The sequence below is a fragment of the Burkholderia sp. AU38729 genome (assembly GCF_020419725.1).
GTDB lineage: Bacteria > Pseudomonadota > Gammaproteobacteria > Burkholderiales > Burkholderiaceae > Burkholderia.
In genome coordinates this window covers 57699-74168 of record NZ_JAIZQO010000008.1, presented here as the reverse complement: position 1 = coordinate 74168, position 16470 = coordinate 57699, and the positions used below count along the sequence as shown (strand labels likewise).

Genomic DNA, 16470 nt, shown 5'->3' with positions numbered 1-16470 from the left:
CTTGCCGGCCGGCCGCGCCTTGCCGCAAAGCCCTTGAACCGCCCGCTTGGGCGCTAAAATGGCGAGTGCTTACAGCCCCTCCCGAACGAGCCTGCACGCGATGAATCACTTCCCCAAACTGCTGTCCTCGCAGATCGGTTTCGACGTCGCGCAGACGATGCTCGAAAACTTCGACCGCCACTACCGGATCTTCCGCGACGCGGCCGTCGAGGCGAAGACGCTGTTCGAGCGCGGCGACTGGCACGGGCTGCAGCGGCTCGCGCGCGAGCGGATCACGTCGTACGACGATCGCGTGAAGGAATGCGTCGAGGTGCTGGAAGACGAATACGACGCGGAGAACATCGACGACGAAGTGTGGCAGCAGATCAAGCTGCACTACATCGGCCTGCTCACGTCGCACCGCCAGCCCGAGTGCGCGGAGACCTTCTTCAATTCGGTGTGCTGCAAGATCCTGCACCGCTCGTACTTCAGCAACGATTTCATCTTCGTGCGCCCGGCGATCTCGACCGAGTATCTGGAGAACGACGAGCCGGCCGCGAAGCCGACCTACCGCGCGTACTATCCGGGCACCGACGGGCTCGCGGCCACGCTCGAGCGGATCGTCACGAACTTCCAGCTCGAGCCGGCGTTCGACGATCTCCCGCGCGACATCGCATGCGTGATGGACGCGATCCACGACGAATTCGGCCATTTCGACGAAGCGCCGAATTTCCAGATCCACGTGCTGTCGTCGCTGTTCTTCCGCAACAAGAGCGCATACATCGTCGGCCGCATCATCAACGCCGACCGCGTGCTGCCGTTCGCGGTGCCGATCCGCCACGTGCGCCCGGGCGTGCTCGCGCTCGACACCGTGCTGCTGCGCCGCGACCAGCTGATGATCATCTTCGGCTTCTCGCACTCGTATTTCCTCGTCGACATGGGCGTGCCGTCCGCGTACGTCGACTTCCTGTGCACGATCATGCCCGGCAAGCCGAAGGCGGAGATCTACACGTCGGTCGGCCTGCAGAAGCAGGGCAAGAACCTGTTCTATCGCGACCTGCTGCACCATCTGTCGCATTCGAGCGACCGCTTCATCATCGCGCCCGGGATCAAGGGCCTCGTGATGCTCGTGTTCACGCTGCCGTCGTTCCCGTACGTGTTCAAGATCATCAAGGATCAGTTCCCGCCGCCCAAGGAAACGACGCGCGCGCAGATCATGGAGAAGTACCAGCTCGTGAAGCGCCACGACCGCCTCGGGCGAATGGCCGACACGCTCGAGTATTCGAGCGTCGCGCTGCCGCTCGCGCGGCTCGACCACGCGCTCGTGCGCGAGCTGGAGAAGGAGGTGCCGTCGCTGCTCGAATACGAGGACGGCAATCTCGTGATCGAGCACCTGTACATCGAGCGCCGGATGACGCCGCTCAACCTGTACCTGCAGAACGGCTCCGATGCCGACGTCGAGCACGGCGTGAAGGAGTACGGCAACGCGGTGAAGGAGCTGATGAAGGCGAACATCTTCCCCGGCGACATGCTGTACAAGAACTTCGGCGTCACGCGCCACGGCCGCGTGGTGTTCTACGACTACGACGAGATCGAGTACCTGACCGACTGCAACGTGCGCCGCGTGCCGCCGCCGCGCAACGAGGAAGACGAGCTGTCCGGCGAGCCGTGGTATACCGTCGGCCCGCACGACATCTTTCCGGAGACCTACGGGCCGTTCCTGCTCGGCGACCCGCGCGTGCGCGACGTCTTCATGAAGCATCACGCGGACTTTTTCGATCCCGCGCTGTGGCAGGCCAGCAAGGACAAGCTGATCCAGGGCGAATTGCCCGACTTTTACCCGTACGACACCGCGCTGCGCTTTTGCGTGCGCTACCCCGCGCGCTTCGGCGCGACGGACCAGAACGAGGGCGCCGGCGACGCGCAGCGCGCCGCCTGACGCCCGCTAGACCGCACCGATTGCGACCCGATTTCCGTCAACGGAATCCACACCGATGAACCCCCAAGACAATCCGCTTTCACACCTGTTCGACAACAACGACGCCTGGGTCAAGCACAAGCTCGAGGACGACCCGCAGTTCTTCGCGCGTCTCGCCCACCAGCAGGCGCCGGAATATCTGTGGATCGGCTGCTCGGATTCGCGCGTGCCCGCGAACGAGATCATCGGCCTGCCGCCGGGCGAAGTGTTCGTCCACCGCAATATCGCGAACGTGGTCGTGCACAGCGACCTGAACTGCCTGTCGGTGATCCAGTTCGCGGTCGACATCCTGCGCGTGAAGCACATCATGGTGGTCGGCCACTACGGCTGCTCGGGCGTGAACGCCGCCTTGCTCAACCGCCGCGTCGGCCTCGCCGACAACTGGCTGCATCACGTGCAGGACGTGCGCGAACGCCACTCGGCGCTGCTCGACGCATGGCCGGTGGGCGAAGCGCGCTATCGGCGCCTGATCGAGCTGAACGCGATCGAGCAGGTCGTCAACGTGTGCCGCACGACGATCGTCAACGACGCGTGGGCGCGCGGCCAGTCGCTCACCGTGCACGGGCTCGTGTACGGCGTGCATGACGGCCGGATGCGCAACCTCGGGATGGCCGTGTCGAGCTTCGACGCGCTCGACGAGACCTACAAGCGCTGCGTGGCCGCACTCGTCGCCGGCGGCGAGCATGCACCGGACAACGACATGATCGCGGCGGACGCCGCACGACTCGAAGGCGTCGCGCAGGCGGTCGCCGCCACGCTGAAGCCGTGCGAAGACACGAAGTGACACTCTAGCCTGCGCAGCGGGTCGCTGCGCAGGCGTGCAGCCGTGCCACCCATCGAATGGATCTGACCCCGGCGCCGCCGCCACGGCGGCGCCAAGCAAAGGAGCGACGGGCATGAAAACCGCATTGATCGTCGGTGCATCGCGCGGCCTCGGCCGCGAATTCGTCCGCCAATACCGGCGCGACGGCTGGAACGTGATCGCCACCGCGCGCGACGACGCGTCGCTCGACGCGCTGCGCGCGCTCGGCGCGCAGGCCCATGCGCTCGACATCACGCAGCCCGAGCAGATCGCGGCGCTCGGCTGGAAGCTCGACGGCGAGCGGCTCGATGCGGCCGTGCTGGTGTCGGGTGTGTACGGGCCGCGCACCGAAGGAGTCGAGACGGTCACTGCCGAGGATTTCGACGCGGTGATGCATACGAACGTGCGCGGGCCGATGCAGTTGCTGCCGATCGTGCTGCCGCTCGTCGAGGACGCGCGCGGCGTGCTGGCCGTCGTGTCGAGCCGGATGGGCAGCATCGCCGAGGCGACCGGCACGACCGGCTGGCTGTACCGCGCGAGCAAGGCCGCGCTGAACGATGCGCTGCGCATCGCGTCGCTGCAGACGCGCCACGCCGCGTGCATTTCGCTCCATCCCGGCTGGGTGCGCACCGACATGGGCGGCGCGCAGGCCGCGATCGACCCGGAAACCAGCGTGACCGGCATGCGCCGCGTGATCGCCGAATCCGGCGCGGACGTGTCGCAGGCAAACGGCCGTTTCTTCCAGTACGACGGTATCGAGCTGAGCTGGTGAGCGGGTAGTCAGCCGACAACCCTACGTCGTTAATTCCTGTTTCGCATGATTTTGAACCGACCTGACGCGTGCCCGTGCGGCGGCGCGTCCCCCGCTCCCGCCGGCAAAGCGCCGGCGCCCCGCTATGCGGCCTGCTGCGGCCGCTTCATCGACGGCGGCGAGGCCGCGCCGACCGCACTCGAGTTGATGCGCTCGCGGTACAGCGCATACGTGCTCGGCGCGACCGACTACCTGCGCGCGACCTGGGCCGCGCGCACCTGCCCGCCCGATCTCGACACCGACCCCGAAGCGCCCGACGCGCCGCGCTGGCTCGGCCTCGCGGTCAAACGCCACGCGCCGCTCGACGAGCGGCACGCGGAGGTCGAGTTCGTGGCCCGCTACAAGGTTGGCGGACGCGCTTACCGGCTCCACGAGACGAGCCGTTTCGAGCGCGACGAACAGGGTTTCTGGCGCTACGTCGACGGCGAAGTCAGTGAACGTTGACAAATAGTTGCTGTGTCAGACGCCGGGTAATTCCCGCATTGCACAACCCCATTTTGTCCGGCTACGATGACCTCGAATTGGTCATGTTGCATGGCAGGGCTTCCGAATGGCGTTCAGCAAGGGATTGGTGGGATGGATGGCGGCGTGTGCGCTGTCGGCCGCTCAGGCCGGTACGCTGCCGAGCGCCAATACGGGGACGGGTGCCGGCGCCAGCGGGTCGCTCGCCCACGCCGAACGCTTCGACTACGCCGATTCGAACCTGCCGCAGGTCGCCGCCGACCTGAACGAACAGATCCTCCGCATTCCGGCCGACGCATCGGGCACCGTCACGCTCGAGGCCACGCTCTTCAAGCCGAACGGGCCCGGCCCGTTCCCGCTCGTCGTCTTCAACCACGGCAAGAACACCGGCGATCTCCATCAGCAGCCGCGCAGCCGGCCGCTCGCGTTCGCGCGCGAATTCGTGCGCCGCGGCTATGCGGTGATCGCGCCGAACCGCCAGGGCTTCGCGGGCTCGGACGGCACGTACCAGCAGGAAGGCTGCAACGTCGGCAAGAACGGCCTCGCGCAGGCGGCCGATGTCGACGCGACGGTGCGCTACATGTCGCATCAGTCCTACGTCGATGCGTCGCGCATCGTCGTCGCCGGCACGTCGCACGGCGGCCTCGTGTCGGTCGCGTACGGCACCGAAGCCGCACCGGGCGTGCGCGGCATCATCAACTTCTCCGGCGGGCTGCGCCAGGACCTCTGCGACGGCTGGCAGAAAAACCTCGTCGACGCGTTCGACCAGTACGGCGCGCACACGGCCGTGCGGTCGCTGTGGCTGTACGGCGACAACGACTCGGTGTGGACGCCCGGGCTCGTCGCGCAGATGCACGACGCGTACGTTTCGCACGGCACGCAGGCCCAGTTCATCGATTTCGGCCGCTACAAGGACGACGCGCACCGGCTGATCGTCGATCGCGACGGCGTACCCGTGTGGTGGCCGGCCGTCAACGCGTTCCTCGCGCAGCTGAACCTGCCGACGTCGGTGCGCTACGCGGTCGCGAGCCCGCACGAACCGAAGGCGAGCGGCTATGCGTCGATCGACTCGGTCAACGCGGTACCGTATGTCGACGAAGCCGGCCGTGAAGGCTATCGCCGCTTCCTGAACCAGCATCCGAGCCGCGCGTTCGCGGTGTCGTCGGAAGGCGCGTGGTCGTGGGCCGAAGGCGGCGACGATCCGATGGCGCTCGCGCTCGACAACTGCTCGAAGCAGGGCGCAGGTTCGTGCCGGCTGTATGCGGTCAACGACCGGGTCGTGTGGAACGACGCGACGCAGACGGCCGACAACGACGACGGCACCGCACGCGACACCGGTACGCCGGCGCTGGCTTCGCGCTGACCCAGGCCCGTCATTTCCCTCCCCTCGCCCGTCACGCCGAGGCCATCTCAGCGCCTCGCTTCACGCCTCGCTCGTGCTCGTAAAATCGAGCGCAAGCCGTGGAACGCGCGTTTTTACGAGCATCCAGCTTGAATTCGTGTAGTCATGATCTATCATGATCGTTATTTCGATCCCTATCGACATAACGATCGATTTTACGAGCATGAAGGTCAATCAAGCCGCTGCCGCCGGCCCAACCGTTCTCGCGGAAGCCGCCCGCGTTGGCGAAGCGCTCGCCCGTCTGCGCGTTTCGCGCCGCGTTCAGCAAAACGAGGCGGCCACCCGCGCCGGGCTCTCGCGCAATACCGCCTATCGCATCGAGAAAGGCGATCCGGGCGTCGCCCTCGGGCAGTGGCTTCGGTATCTCGACGCGATTGCGCCAGGAACGACCCTGCTGGAACTGCTCTCCGGAACGGACCCGTCGCTCAAGGCTCAAGCGGCCCGCGAACGCGGCCGGCGTGTGCGCTCGCTCACCGACAACGAACTCAAGGATCTGGACTTCTGATGGCTGCCGTCGTCAAAAGACTCGCGGTGTTTGCCTATCTCGACGACGACTGGGCACCCGCCGGCCTGCTCGAAATGACCGAAGACGGCGTGAGCCTGCAGGCGTCGAGCTTCGCATACGGCTTGCGCTATCTCGGCCGGCCCAACGCCATCGAAATCGATCCGGTCAGCCTGGGCCTCGCAAGAAAGGATGAGATACGCGGCAAGATGAACTTTCCGGCGGGCGGATTGACGCAGTTCGGCGGTATTCGCGATGCCGCGCCCGATGCATGGGGGCGACGTGTCATCGAAGCCAAGCTCAGGGCCAAAGCCAACGCGCTGCCCGAGTCCACCTATCTCCTGCACGCCGGCAGTCAGCGGATCGGCGCACTCGACGTTCGGGAAAGCCTGGACACGCCTCCCGGCCCGCAGGCGGGCAATGGCCTGCTCAACCTCGAATACCTGGTCGATTCGGCGGCGCGCATCGAGGAAGGCGAGACCGTGCCCGCCGAACTCGAGGCCATCTTCGTACAAGGGAGCGGTCTCGGCGGTGCGCGCCCGAAGGCGACGGTGCGAGACGAAGAAGGCGTGTTGTGGCTGGCCAAATTCCCGAGTCTCAGCGATCGGTTGAACCTGACGGTCATCGAAGAAGCCACGCTTCGTCTGGCGGCACAGTGCGGCATTCGGGTACCGCCCACCCGCATCGTCGACGTGGGAACCCGTCAGGTCATGTTGATCCGTCGATTCGATCGGTACTGGACCCACCCCAAATTCGGCACCCTTCGCGGCGACGACGCGTTATACCTGCCCCCTCGCGCCGGAGCAACCGAGCGAAGACTCCCCTTCGCGAGTGCGTTGACGCTGGTCGGCTGTGCCGAGATGGAATCGATGGCGAAAAGTTACCAGGACGTCGCGCACGCGATCCGGCAGCATGGACACATCGATGCCATTCGCGCCGACAACCGGGAACTGTTCAAGCGGATGGTCTTCAACATCCTCGTGAGCAACGACGACGACCACCTGCGCAACCACGGATTCATCTACGACCCCCGCCTCCCCGGCTGGCGCCTCAGCCCGCTGTACGATGTCCTGCCCCGGCCGAGCAGCGCGCACGAACGCTATTTGCACCTCGGCATCGGGCCGCAAGGCCGGCTCGCGACGCTGGACAACGCGTTCGACGCCCGGGATGCGTTCGGTCTTTCGAAAACGGATGCCGGACTCGCGATTGCGGAAGTCTGGCAACCGACCCGCGAGTGGAAGACGTGTTTCGAGGAGCGCGGCGTGCCCGGCAAGGAAATCGACAAGATCACGCCGGCGTTCCGCCACATCGATGACGTATCCCACCCGGCGTTGCGTAAAGCGTTGCCCTGATCTCACCTTCCATCGGCGTCCGTCCCGGCGCGTTGCCATGCATGGTCCCCGTCGATCGGGCAACGCGAGACGCTGGATCGCTCGATCTCCCAGTGTCGCCACAAACCACCCATTTCATCATTCCCCATATTTCTGCGCCATCACGCCCCACCCGCCCCACGATTTTTTCAGTTGGGGGGTCTCACTCGAACGTCGTCATCTGCGGTCATTTCGGGATATCTGAACCGTACCGTCCCGAGCCGCCCCGATCTGCGCCGAACTCCCGCCCGGCAAGGCTTTGCGGTGTTTGTAACCGGTAGTGCAACGGGTCGCGGAACACGCTAATCTCAGCGCGTTTCGTATCTCGCCGCGCGGCATCCCTTCGATGCCGCGCAGCCGTTTTATCCCCCGGAGTCGCCTTGAGTACGCCAGCCACCGACGACTGGGTCGCGCGCAGCCTGCGCGCGGTCTGGCATCCCTGCACCCAGATGAAGCATCACGAGCGCCTGCCGCTGATCCCCGTCGCGCGCGGCGCGGGCCTGTGGCTGTACGACCGTGACGGCCGCCGCTACTTCGACGCGATCAGCTCGTGGTGGGTCAACCTGTTCGGCCATGCGAACCCGGACATCAACGCGGCGCTGAAGGACCAGCTCGACACGCTCGAGCACGCGATGCTCGCCGGCTGCACGCACGAGCCCGCGATCGAGCTCGCGGAGCGGCTGCACGCGCTCACCCAGCGCACGCTCGGCCATGCGTTCTTCGCGTCGGACGGCGCGTCGGCGGTCGAGATCGCGCTGAAGATGAGCTTCCACGCGTGGCGCAACCGCGGCCGCGCGAACAAGCAGGAATTCGTCTGCGTCGCCAACAGCTATCACGGCGAGACGATCGGCGCGCTCGGCGTGACCGACGTCGCGCTGTTCAAGGACGCGTACGACCCGCTGATCCGCCATGCGCACGTCGTCGCGTCACCCGACGCACGCGGCGCACTGCCGGGCGAAACGGCCGCCGACGTCGCGGGCCGCGCGCTCGCGGACGTGCGGCGCCTGTTCGTCGAACGCGGCGACCGGATCGCCGCGCTGATCGTCGAGCCGCTCGTGCAGTGCGCGGCCGGCATGGCGATGCACGATCCGTCGTACGTCCGCGGGCTGCGCGCGCTGTGCGACGAATTCGGCGTACACCTGATCGCCGACGAGATCGCGGTCGGCTGCGGCCGCACCGGCACCTTCTTCGCGTGCGAGCAGGCCGGCGTGTGGCCCGATTTCCTGTGCCTGTCGAAAGGCATCAGCGGCGGCTACCTGCCGCTGTCGCTCGTGCTCACGCGCGACGACGTGTTCGCCGCGTTCTACGACGACGACACGACGCGCGGCTTTCTCCACTCGCATTCGTACACGGGCAACCCGCTCGCGTGCCGCGCGGCGGTCGCGACGCTCGACCTGTTCGAGCGCGACGACGTGCTCGCGGCCAATGCCCGCAAATCGGCGACGATGCGCGCGGCGCTCGCGCCGCTCGATGCGCACCCGCAGGTGCGCCACCTGCGCGAGCGCGGCACGCTGTTCGCGTTCGACGTCGCGCTCGACGGCGACGCGGCGCGCGGCTTCTCGCGTCGCTTCTTCGAGCGCGCGCTGGAACGCGAGCTGCTGCTGCGCCCGATCGGCACGACCGTCTATCTGATGCCGCCGTACGTGATGAGCGACGACGACATCGCGTGGCTCGCGCAAAGCACGCGCGACACGCTCGATGCAACGCTCGCGGAGATCGCCGGATGACACAACAGCCCCCACGCTCACTTCGTTCACTGCCCCCCGAGGGGGCGGCTGCCTCCCTTGGGGCGGCCCGGCGGGAGGCAGCGACGAACCCTCTGCTCGATACCCTGCAACGCGGCCTCGCCGCGCTCGACGCGCAAGGGCTGCACCGCGTGCGCCGCACCGCCGACACCGCGTGCGATGCGCGCATGACCGTCGACGGCCGCGAAATCATCGGCTTCGCGAGCAACGACTATCTCGGCCTCGCCGCGCATCCGGCGCTCGTCGCCGCGTTCGCCGAAGGTGCGCAGCGCTACGGCTCCGGCAGCGGCGGCTCGCACCTGCTCGGCGGCCATTCGCGTGCGCACGCGACGCTCGAGGACGAACTCGCGGCCTTCTCGGGCGGCTTCTCCGACGCGCCGCGCGCGCTGTACTTCAGCACCGGCTACATGGCGAACCTCGCCGCGATGACGGCGCTCACCGGCCGGGGCGCGACGATCTTCTCCGACGCGCTGAACCACGCGTCGCTGATCGACGGCATGCGGCTGTCGCGCGCGAACGTGCAGGTCTATCCGCATGCGGACACGGCCGCGCTCGCCGCGCTGCTCGACGCATCGGATGCCGAAACGAAGCTGATCGTCAGCGACACGGTGTTCAGCATGGACGGCGATATCGCGCCGCTCGCCGAACTCGTCGCGCTGGCCGAACGCCACGGCGCGTGGCTCGTCGTCGACGATGCGCACGGCTTCGGCGTGCTCGGCCCGCAAGGCCGCGGCGCGCTCGCGGCCGCTGCGCTGCGCTCGCCGCATCTCGTGTACGTCGGCACGCTCGGCAAGGCCGCCGGCGTCGCGGGCGCGTTCGTGATCGCGCACGAGACCGTGATCGAATGGATGATCCAGCGCGCGCGCAGCTACATCTTCACGACGGCCGCGCCGCCGGCCGTCGCGCACGCGGTATCGGCCAGCCTGAAAGTGATCGCGGGCGACGAAGGCGACGCGCGACGCGCGCATCTCGCCGCGCTGATCGACCGCACGCGCGCGCTGCTGCGCAACACGCGCTGGCAGCCGGTCGATTCGCACACTGCCGTGCAGCCGCTCGTGATCGGCAGCAACGACGCGACGCTCGCGGCGATGCGCGCGCTCGACGCGCACGGCCTGTGGGTGCCCGCGATCCGGCCGCCGACGGTGCCCGTCGGCACGTCGCGGCTGCGCGTGTCGCTGTCGGCCGCGCATTCGTTCGACGATCTCGCGCGACTCGAAGCCGCGCTGATCGAAGCCAGCGAAGCGCAGGCCGCGCAAGAGGCAGAACAGCCCCCACGCTCACTTCGTTCGCTGCCCCCCGAGGGGGCTGCAGCCTCCCTTGGGGCGGCCCGGCGGGAGACTGCGGCATGACCGCCCCGCTCTCGCTGTTCGTTACCGGCACCGACACCGAAATCGGCAAGACCTTCGTGTCGGCCGCGATGCTGCACGGCTTCGCGCGGCATGGCCTGCGCGCGGCCGCGCTGAAACCCGTCGCGGCCGGCGCGTATGAACGCGACGGCGTGTGGCGCAACGAGGACGCCGACCAGCTCGACGCGGCCGCGAACGTCGTGCTGCCGCCCGAGCTGCGCACGCCGTTCCTGCTGAAGGCACCGGCCGCGCCGCATATCGTCGCCGCACAGGAAGGCGTGACGCTCGACATCGACACGATCGTCGCGTGCCATCGCGAAGCGCTGACGCGCGCGGAGATCGTCGTCGTCGAAGGCGCCGGCGGCTTCCGCGTGCCGATGAACGACACGCAGGACATGGCCGATCTCGCGGTCGCGCTCGGCGTGCCGGTCGTGCTCGTGGTCGGCGTGCGGCTCGGCTGCATCAACCACGCGCTGCTGACCGCCGACGCGATCGCCGCGCGCGGCCTCACGCTCGCCGGCTGGGTCGCGAACCACGTCGACCCGGCGATGTCGTTCCCCGATGAAAACATCGCGACGATGCGCGACTGGCTCGCGCGCGAGCATGGCGCGCCGCTGCTCGGCCGCATTCCGCACCTGAGCCCCGCCGCCCCCGAATCCGCCGCGGCGATGCTCGACATCGCCGCGCTCGTCGAGACGCTGCGCACCGCGCGGCATTGACCAACCGAAACAGATCCCCCCGATCCCTCATCCCCGACCAGGACAGGAAAACGATATGACCCAAGCCCAGACCGCCGCCACCGTGCAACCCGACGCGATTCCCGTGGCCGCTCCGGTCTCGCAGCGCTGGCGCGTCGCCGACGTCGTCGCGCTGTTCGAGCTGCCGTTCAACGACCTGCTCTTCCGCGCGCAGCAGGTGCACCGCGAGCACTTCGACGCGAACGCGGTGCAGCTGTCGACGCTGCTGTCGATCAAGACGGGCGGCTGCGAGGAAGATTGCGGCTACTGCTCGCAGTCGTCGCACCACGACACGGGCCTGAAGGCCGAGAAGCTGATGGACGTCGACGCGGTGCTCGACGCCGCGCGCGCGGCGAAGGCGAACGGCGCGAGCCGCTTCTGCATGGGCGCCGCGTGGCGCAACCCGAAGGAGCGCCACATGCCGGCGCTGACCGAGATGGTGCGCGGCGTGAAGGAACTCGGCCTCGAGACCTGCATGACGCTCGGCATGCTGGAAGACGAGCAGGCGCAGGAACTCGCGAGCGCGGGCCTCGACTACTACAACCACAACCTCGACACGTCGCCGGAGTTCTACGGCCAGGTGATCTCGACGCGCACTTACCAGGATCGCCTCGACACGCTCGACCGCGTGCGTGACGCGGGCATCAACGTGTGCTGCGGCGGCATCATCGGCATGGGCGAATCGCGCCGCGAACGCGCGGGCCTGATCTCGCAGCTCGCGAACCTGAACCCGTACCCGGATTCGGTGCCGATCAACAACCTCGTCGCGATCGAAGGCACGCCGCTCGAAGGCACCGCGCCGCTCGACCCGTTCGAATTCGTGCGCACGATCGCGGTGGCGCGGATCACGATGCCGAAGGCCGTGGTGCGCCTGTCGGCCGGCCGCGAGCAGCTCGACGACGGGCTGCAGGCGCTGTGCTTCCTCGCCGGCGCGAACTCGATGTTCTACGGCGACCAGCTGCTGACGACGAGCAACCCGCAGTCGCAGAAAGACCGCGCGCTGTTCGAACGCCTCGGGATCCGTTCGAGCGATGCGGACGCGATGACGGCGAACGCGTAAGCGGCAGCATCGCGTACCCACGAAAAAGCCGGGGCATGCCCCGGCTTTTCTTCACCCGATCGTCTGCACCGGATAGACTCGCGCGCCGTCCCGCGTGGCGAATGTCACGCCCGTCATGTGGCCCGCCCTTCCGGATGGCGTACCGGTGTGTCGTATCGGCACGTACGGCAGCGGCCGCTGCCCGCTGCGGTGCGCGTCACACGTGTGCCGCCGCGCCGTCGATCGCCGCGCGCACGCGCTCGACGAGTGATTGATCGACCGGCGCCAGCACCTCGCCGCGCGGCCGCACACCCGAGCCGACATGCACCGCGCGCACGCCGGTCGCGCGGACGAAATCGCCGACCGCATCGACCGTGAGCCCCGAGCCGGCCAGCACCGTGCAGGTCGAGCCTGCCGCCTGCCGCGCGAGCCGCGTGATCGTCGGGACCGCGTCGAGCACCGATGGATGGCCGCCCGACGTCAGCACCGACGTGACGGCCGGCACGCGCAACAGCGCGTCGAAGGCGGCATTGAGGTCGCGCGACACGTCGAACGCGCGGTGGAAGGTCAGCGCGCGGCCGTCCGCCGCGGCCGCGATGCGCGCCAGCGCGCCGAGATCGACGTCGCCGCGTGCGTCGAGCGCGCCGAACACGACGCCGTTCGCCCCGGCCGCGACGGCTGCACGCACGTCGCGTTCGATCACGCGGAGATCATCGACGTCATAGACGAACGACCGGCTGTGCGGTCGCACGATCACGTTGACGGGAATCGGCACGGCGGCCACGACGGCTTCGATCAGGCCGACGCTCGGCGTCAGCCCGCCCTCGGTGATCGCGGTCACGAGTTCGAGGCGGTCGGCGCCCGCGCGGGCGGCGGCCTGCGCATCGCCGACGGTCGTGGCGATCACTTCGAGGAGAACGGAGGAAGCGGCGTTTCGGTTCATGGGCGGCCCGCGAATCGTCAGGACAATTCGCGCATCCTAGCCGAGCCGCGTGACGGACGCCAGCGTGCCGGCGGCCGCCCGTGATGCGCGCGGCGCTAGCCGGCGTCCGCTTCGTCGTCGCGCCAGTCGATATCGCCGCACAGCACGCGCTGCGCATCGCCGATGCGCACGGCCACCGACAGCGTCACGCACGGCTGCGCCTCGTTGATCGACAGGTACGGCCGCGTGACCTGCACGCGCCCAGGCTCGGCGATCGCCGAGCGGAAATACGGCCGGCGCAGCCAGTTCGCGCCCTGCGCGTCCGCCAGCGGCGAGAAGCGCGCCTCGGCGAGCGCGCGGTCGGCGCGCAGCACGACGTTGCGGCCCGACTGGCGGCCGTGCGCGTCGAGCAGGAAGCAGCGCGCGGCCGCGTCGAGCGCGAGGAAGTTCCAGCACACCTCGTCGAGCGGCTCGCCGGCCGCGAGACGCTCGGCCGCACGTTCGAACGCGCGCAGGTACGGCGCGAGCCGCTGCGCATCGCGCCGCTCGCGCGCGTCGGTCTGCTGCCGGAAGCGCTCGGTCAGCTCGCCGATGCAGCCCGTCGCGGCCGCGCTGTCCGGCAGCCCCGGCGCCGGCCGGCCGAAGTAGTAGCCCTGCACGAAATCGGCCTCGCACGACAGCGCGATCTGCGCCTCGTGCTCGGTCTCGATGCCCTCGACGAGCACCAGCTTGCCGGCCTCGTGCAGCAGCGTCACGAGCCCGTGCAGGATCGCGGTGAGCCCCGTGCGATGCGCCGCGTGCGACAGCATGATCCGGTCGAGCTTCACGATGTCCGGGTTCAGCTGCCAGATCCGCTCGAGGTTCGAGTGGCCCGCGCCGAAATCGTCGAGCGCGATCAGGAAGCCGTGCGTGCGGAATTCGCGCACGGCTTCGGCAAGCCGCTCGACGTCTTCCGCGCGCTGCTCGAGCACTTCGAGCACGACGCGGCGCGGCGGCATGCCGAGCCGCTTCAGGTTCGCGAGCAGCGCGGCCGCCTGGAACGGGTCGGTGAGCACGCCCGGATGCACGTTGAGGAACAGCCACTCGCGCTCGGCGCCGAGCAGCGCGAAGTTCTCGAGATGCAGCGCCTGCGCGAGCCGGTCGAGCTGCAGCAGCTCGCCCCGGCGCGCGGCTTCGCCGAACACGTCGAGCGGCGACACGGCGCGATCGAGCGCATCGTGCGCGCGCAGCAGCGCCTCGTAGCCCACCGCCCGCTGGTGCGACAGGCTGAAAATCGGCTGGAATACGGTCGTGAGCGTCATGTCGCGGTGCTGCGTCGCCAGACGTTCGAAGCCGGAACTCACTTCCCGCTCGAACCGGTACGGCGACGCGGCGGCCGGACGCTCCTGTTGCACGATCGTCATGCCTTCCTCCTGGTATTGCCTTCGAACGCGGCGCCCGACGAAGCGAGCGGCGCGTGCAATGTCATTGGTTGGACCCTCGGTTGCCCGGTCGACGCCGGACGGCTGCCGAACCTCAAGCAAGCTCCGTGCAAGGCGCCGACCGCCCGTGCGCCGCATGACTCGCGCCGGGTTGCCGCACCATCCCGGCGCAGGTCGCGCGCACCGTTTTCGTGCACGCGCACCGGCCGCTCGAACGCAGCCGTCACGCCAGCACGCTACACTCCGTACGATCGTTTCATTCCCCGTATTCGCCGTATCGATGGAAATCGTCTTTACCGTCCTGATCCTGCTGCTGACCGTCGCGCTGTCCGGCGCCGTCACACGCCTCCTGCCGTTCCAACTGCCGTTGCCGCTGATGCAGATCGCGTTCGGCGCAATGCTCGCGTGGCCGAAGCTGAACCTGCACGTCACGTTCGATCCCGAAATCTTCATGCTGCTGTTCATTCCGCCGCTGCTGTTCGCGGACGGCTGGCGGATTCCGAAGCGCGAGCTGTACCTGCAGCGCCGCGCGATCCTGATGCTCGCATTCGGGCTCGTGTTCATGACGGTACTCGCAGTGGGCTACTTCGCGCACTGGCTGATACCCGAGTTGCCGCTACCGATCGCGTTCGCGCTCGCGGCCGTGCTGTCGCCGACCGACGCGGTCGCGCTGTCGGGCATCGCCGGAAAGGGCCGGATCCCGCCGCAACTGATGCACATCCTCGAAGGCGAAGCGCTGATGAACGACGCGTCGGGCCTCGTCGCACTGAAATTCGCGATCGCGGCCGCGCTGACGGGCATGTTCTCGCTGCGCGACGCGTCGGTCACGTTCGTGATCGTCGCGGCCGGCGGGCTCGCGACGGGCGCGATCGTGTCGTGGGCGTTCAGCGCGCTGTCGACGCGTTTCCTGAACGCCGAGCAGGAAGGCGATCCGGCCCCCGGCATCGTGATGACGCTGCTCGTGCCGTTCGCGGCCTACCTGTTCGCCGAGCACCTCGACCTGTCGGGCGTGCTGGCGGCCGTGTCGGCCGGGATGATGATGAACTACACGAGCTTCTCGCGTAAAAGCACCGTCGCATCGCGCGTGCGCGCCGAAAGCACGTGGGCGATGATCGAGTTCGTGTTCAACGGCATGGTGTTCATCATGCTCGGGCTGCAACTGCCGCACATCATCGGCCGCACGCTCGTCGACGCGCACCACACGAGCGACGCGCTCGTCGGCCGGATGATCTTCAACGTCTGCGCGATGATGCTCGCGCTGTATGCGATCCGCTTCCTGTGGGTCTGGCTGCTGCGCTGGTTCGCGAGCCGACGCGCCGCCCGCCACGGCCTCGCGGGCACGATGGCCGGCGTGCGCACGATCGCGGTGATGACGGTCGGCGGCGTACGCGGCGCGGTCACGCTCGCCGGCGTGCTGTCGATTCCGGTCGCGCTGTCCGACGGCGTGCCGCTGCCGGGCCGCGATACGGCGATCTTCGTCGCGTCGGCCGTGATCCTCGGCTCGCTCGTCGTCGCGGTGATCGGCCTGCCGCTGCTGCTGCGCGGCGTGCGTTCGTCGCGCAGCCCGCTCGGCGACGAGGAGCGCGCCGCGCGCGCGGCCGCCGCGCAGGCCGCGATCCGCGCGATCGACTCGTCGCACGACGCGATCTCGGTCGATCTCGACGAATCGGGCGCCGCACGCTGCGCGGACATCTCCGCACGCGTGATGGACCAGTACCGCCGCCGCCTCGCGACGCTCGCCGAGGACGGCCCCACGCCGCGCGCGGAAGCGAAGCAGGCCGAAACGATGGAACTGCAGATGCGGATCGCGGCCGTGCGCGCGGAACGCTCCGCGCTGTATCGGCTGCGCAGCGAGAGCAAGATTTCCGACGAGACGCTGACGAAGCTGCTCCGCGAGATCGACCTGTCGGAAACCGCGCTGTCGACGCGCAAGAAGGGCATTCTCTAAAGGGCC

The 16470-nt window shown here is 68.4% G+C and carries 14 protein-coding genes; 12 read left to right on the top strand and 2 right to left on the bottom strand.

Annotated elements, in window-relative coordinates:
- Window positions 1-100: 100 nt before the first annotated feature.
- From aceK to bioB, 11 genes are all read left to right on the top strand, one after another.
- Window positions 101-1918, top strand: a complete 1818-nt coding sequence (gene aceK, locus LGM56_RS21425; protein WP_226206734.1) for a bifunctional isocitrate dehydrogenase kinase/phosphatase — start codon at window positions 101-103, stop codon at window positions 1916-1918.
- A 55-nt stretch (window positions 1919-1973) separates the two neighbouring features.
- On the top strand, window positions 1974-2741 hold the full coding sequence (gene can / locus LGM56_RS21420) for a carbonate dehydratase (protein WP_226206733.1): 768 nt from the start codon (window positions 1974-1976) through the stop codon (window positions 2739-2741).
- Between the two features lie 112 nt (window positions 2742-2853).
- Entirely contained in the window at window positions 2854-3531 is a 678-nt protein-coding gene (locus LGM56_RS21415; RefSeq protein ID WP_089441137.1) for an SDR family oxidoreductase, read from the top strand.
- Between the two features lie 45 nt (window positions 3532-3576).
- The gene (locus LGM56_RS21410; RefSeq protein WP_069248996.1) at window positions 3577-4014 is read left to right on the top strand and encodes a YchJ family protein; all 438 of its coding nucleotides are present in this window, start codon (window positions 3577-3579) and stop codon (window positions 4012-4014) included.
- A 106-nt stretch (window positions 4015-4120) separates the two neighbouring features.
- Window positions 4121-5395, top strand: coding sequence for a dienelactone hydrolase family protein (locus LGM56_RS21405; protein ID WP_226206732.1), 1275 nt, complete (start codon window positions 4121-4123; stop codon window positions 5393-5395).
- 154 nt (window positions 5396-5549) lie between these two features.
- Window positions 5550-5939 carry a helix-turn-helix domain-containing protein gene (locus tag LGM56_RS21400; protein ID WP_226206731.1) on the top strand — a complete coding sequence of 130 codons (390 nt, stop codon included), beginning with the start codon at window positions 5550-5552 and terminating at the stop codon, window positions 5937-5939.
- A complete protein-coding gene (locus LGM56_RS21395) occupies window positions 5939-7288 on the top strand; it encodes a type II toxin-antitoxin system HipA family toxin (RefSeq protein WP_226206730.1) in 1350 nt (449 codons plus the stop codon). Before LGM56_RS21400 ends, LGM56_RS21395 begins: the two co-directional genes overlap by 1 nt.
- A 398-nt stretch (window positions 7289-7686) precedes the next feature.
- Complete coding sequence (gene bioA / locus LGM56_RS21390; protein ID WP_089457020.1) at window positions 7687-9033, top strand: adenosylmethionine--8-amino-7-oxononanoate transaminase; 1347 nt, start codon at window positions 7687-7689, stop codon at window positions 9031-9033.
- Window positions 9030-10400, top strand: coding sequence for an 8-amino-7-oxononanoate synthase (bioF, locus tag LGM56_RS21385; RefSeq protein WP_226206729.1), 1371 nt, complete (start codon window positions 9030-9032; stop codon window positions 10398-10400). The genes bioA and bioF overlap by 4 nt, the downstream gene beginning before the upstream one ends.
- Window positions 10397-11116, top strand: coding sequence for a dethiobiotin synthase (gene bioD / locus LGM56_RS21380; protein WP_089495740.1), 720 nt, complete (start codon window positions 10397-10399; stop codon window positions 11114-11116). The genes bioF and bioD overlap by 4 nt, the downstream gene beginning before the upstream one ends.
- A gap of 55 nt (window positions 11117-11171) precedes the next feature.
- On the top strand, window positions 11172-12194 hold the full coding sequence (gene bioB, locus LGM56_RS21375) for a biotin synthase BioB (RefSeq protein WP_089441144.1): 1023 nt from the start codon (window positions 11172-11174) through the stop codon (window positions 12192-12194).
- 196 nt (window positions 12195-12390) lie between these two features.
- Here bioB and LGM56_RS21370 read toward each other — a convergent pair whose 3' ends face one another.
- Window positions 12391-13116: a copper homeostasis protein CutC gene (locus tag LGM56_RS21370; RefSeq protein ID WP_089495742.1), complete on the bottom strand. Its 726-nt coding sequence runs from the start codon at window positions 13114-13116 to the stop codon at window positions 12391-12393.
- A gap of 95 nt (window positions 13117-13211) precedes the next feature.
- Window positions 13212-14498, bottom strand: coding sequence for an EAL domain-containing protein (locus LGM56_RS21365; protein ID WP_089426455.1), 1287 nt, complete (start codon window positions 14496-14498; stop codon window positions 13212-13214).
- A 298-nt stretch (window positions 14499-14796) separates the two neighbouring features.
- Between LGM56_RS21365 and LGM56_RS21360 the strand changes: the two genes are divergently transcribed.
- Window positions 14797-16464, top strand: a complete 1668-nt coding sequence (locus LGM56_RS21360; RefSeq protein WP_226206728.1) for a Na+/H+ antiporter — start codon at window positions 14797-14799, stop codon at window positions 16462-16464.
- Window positions 16465-16470 lie beyond the last annotated feature (6 nt).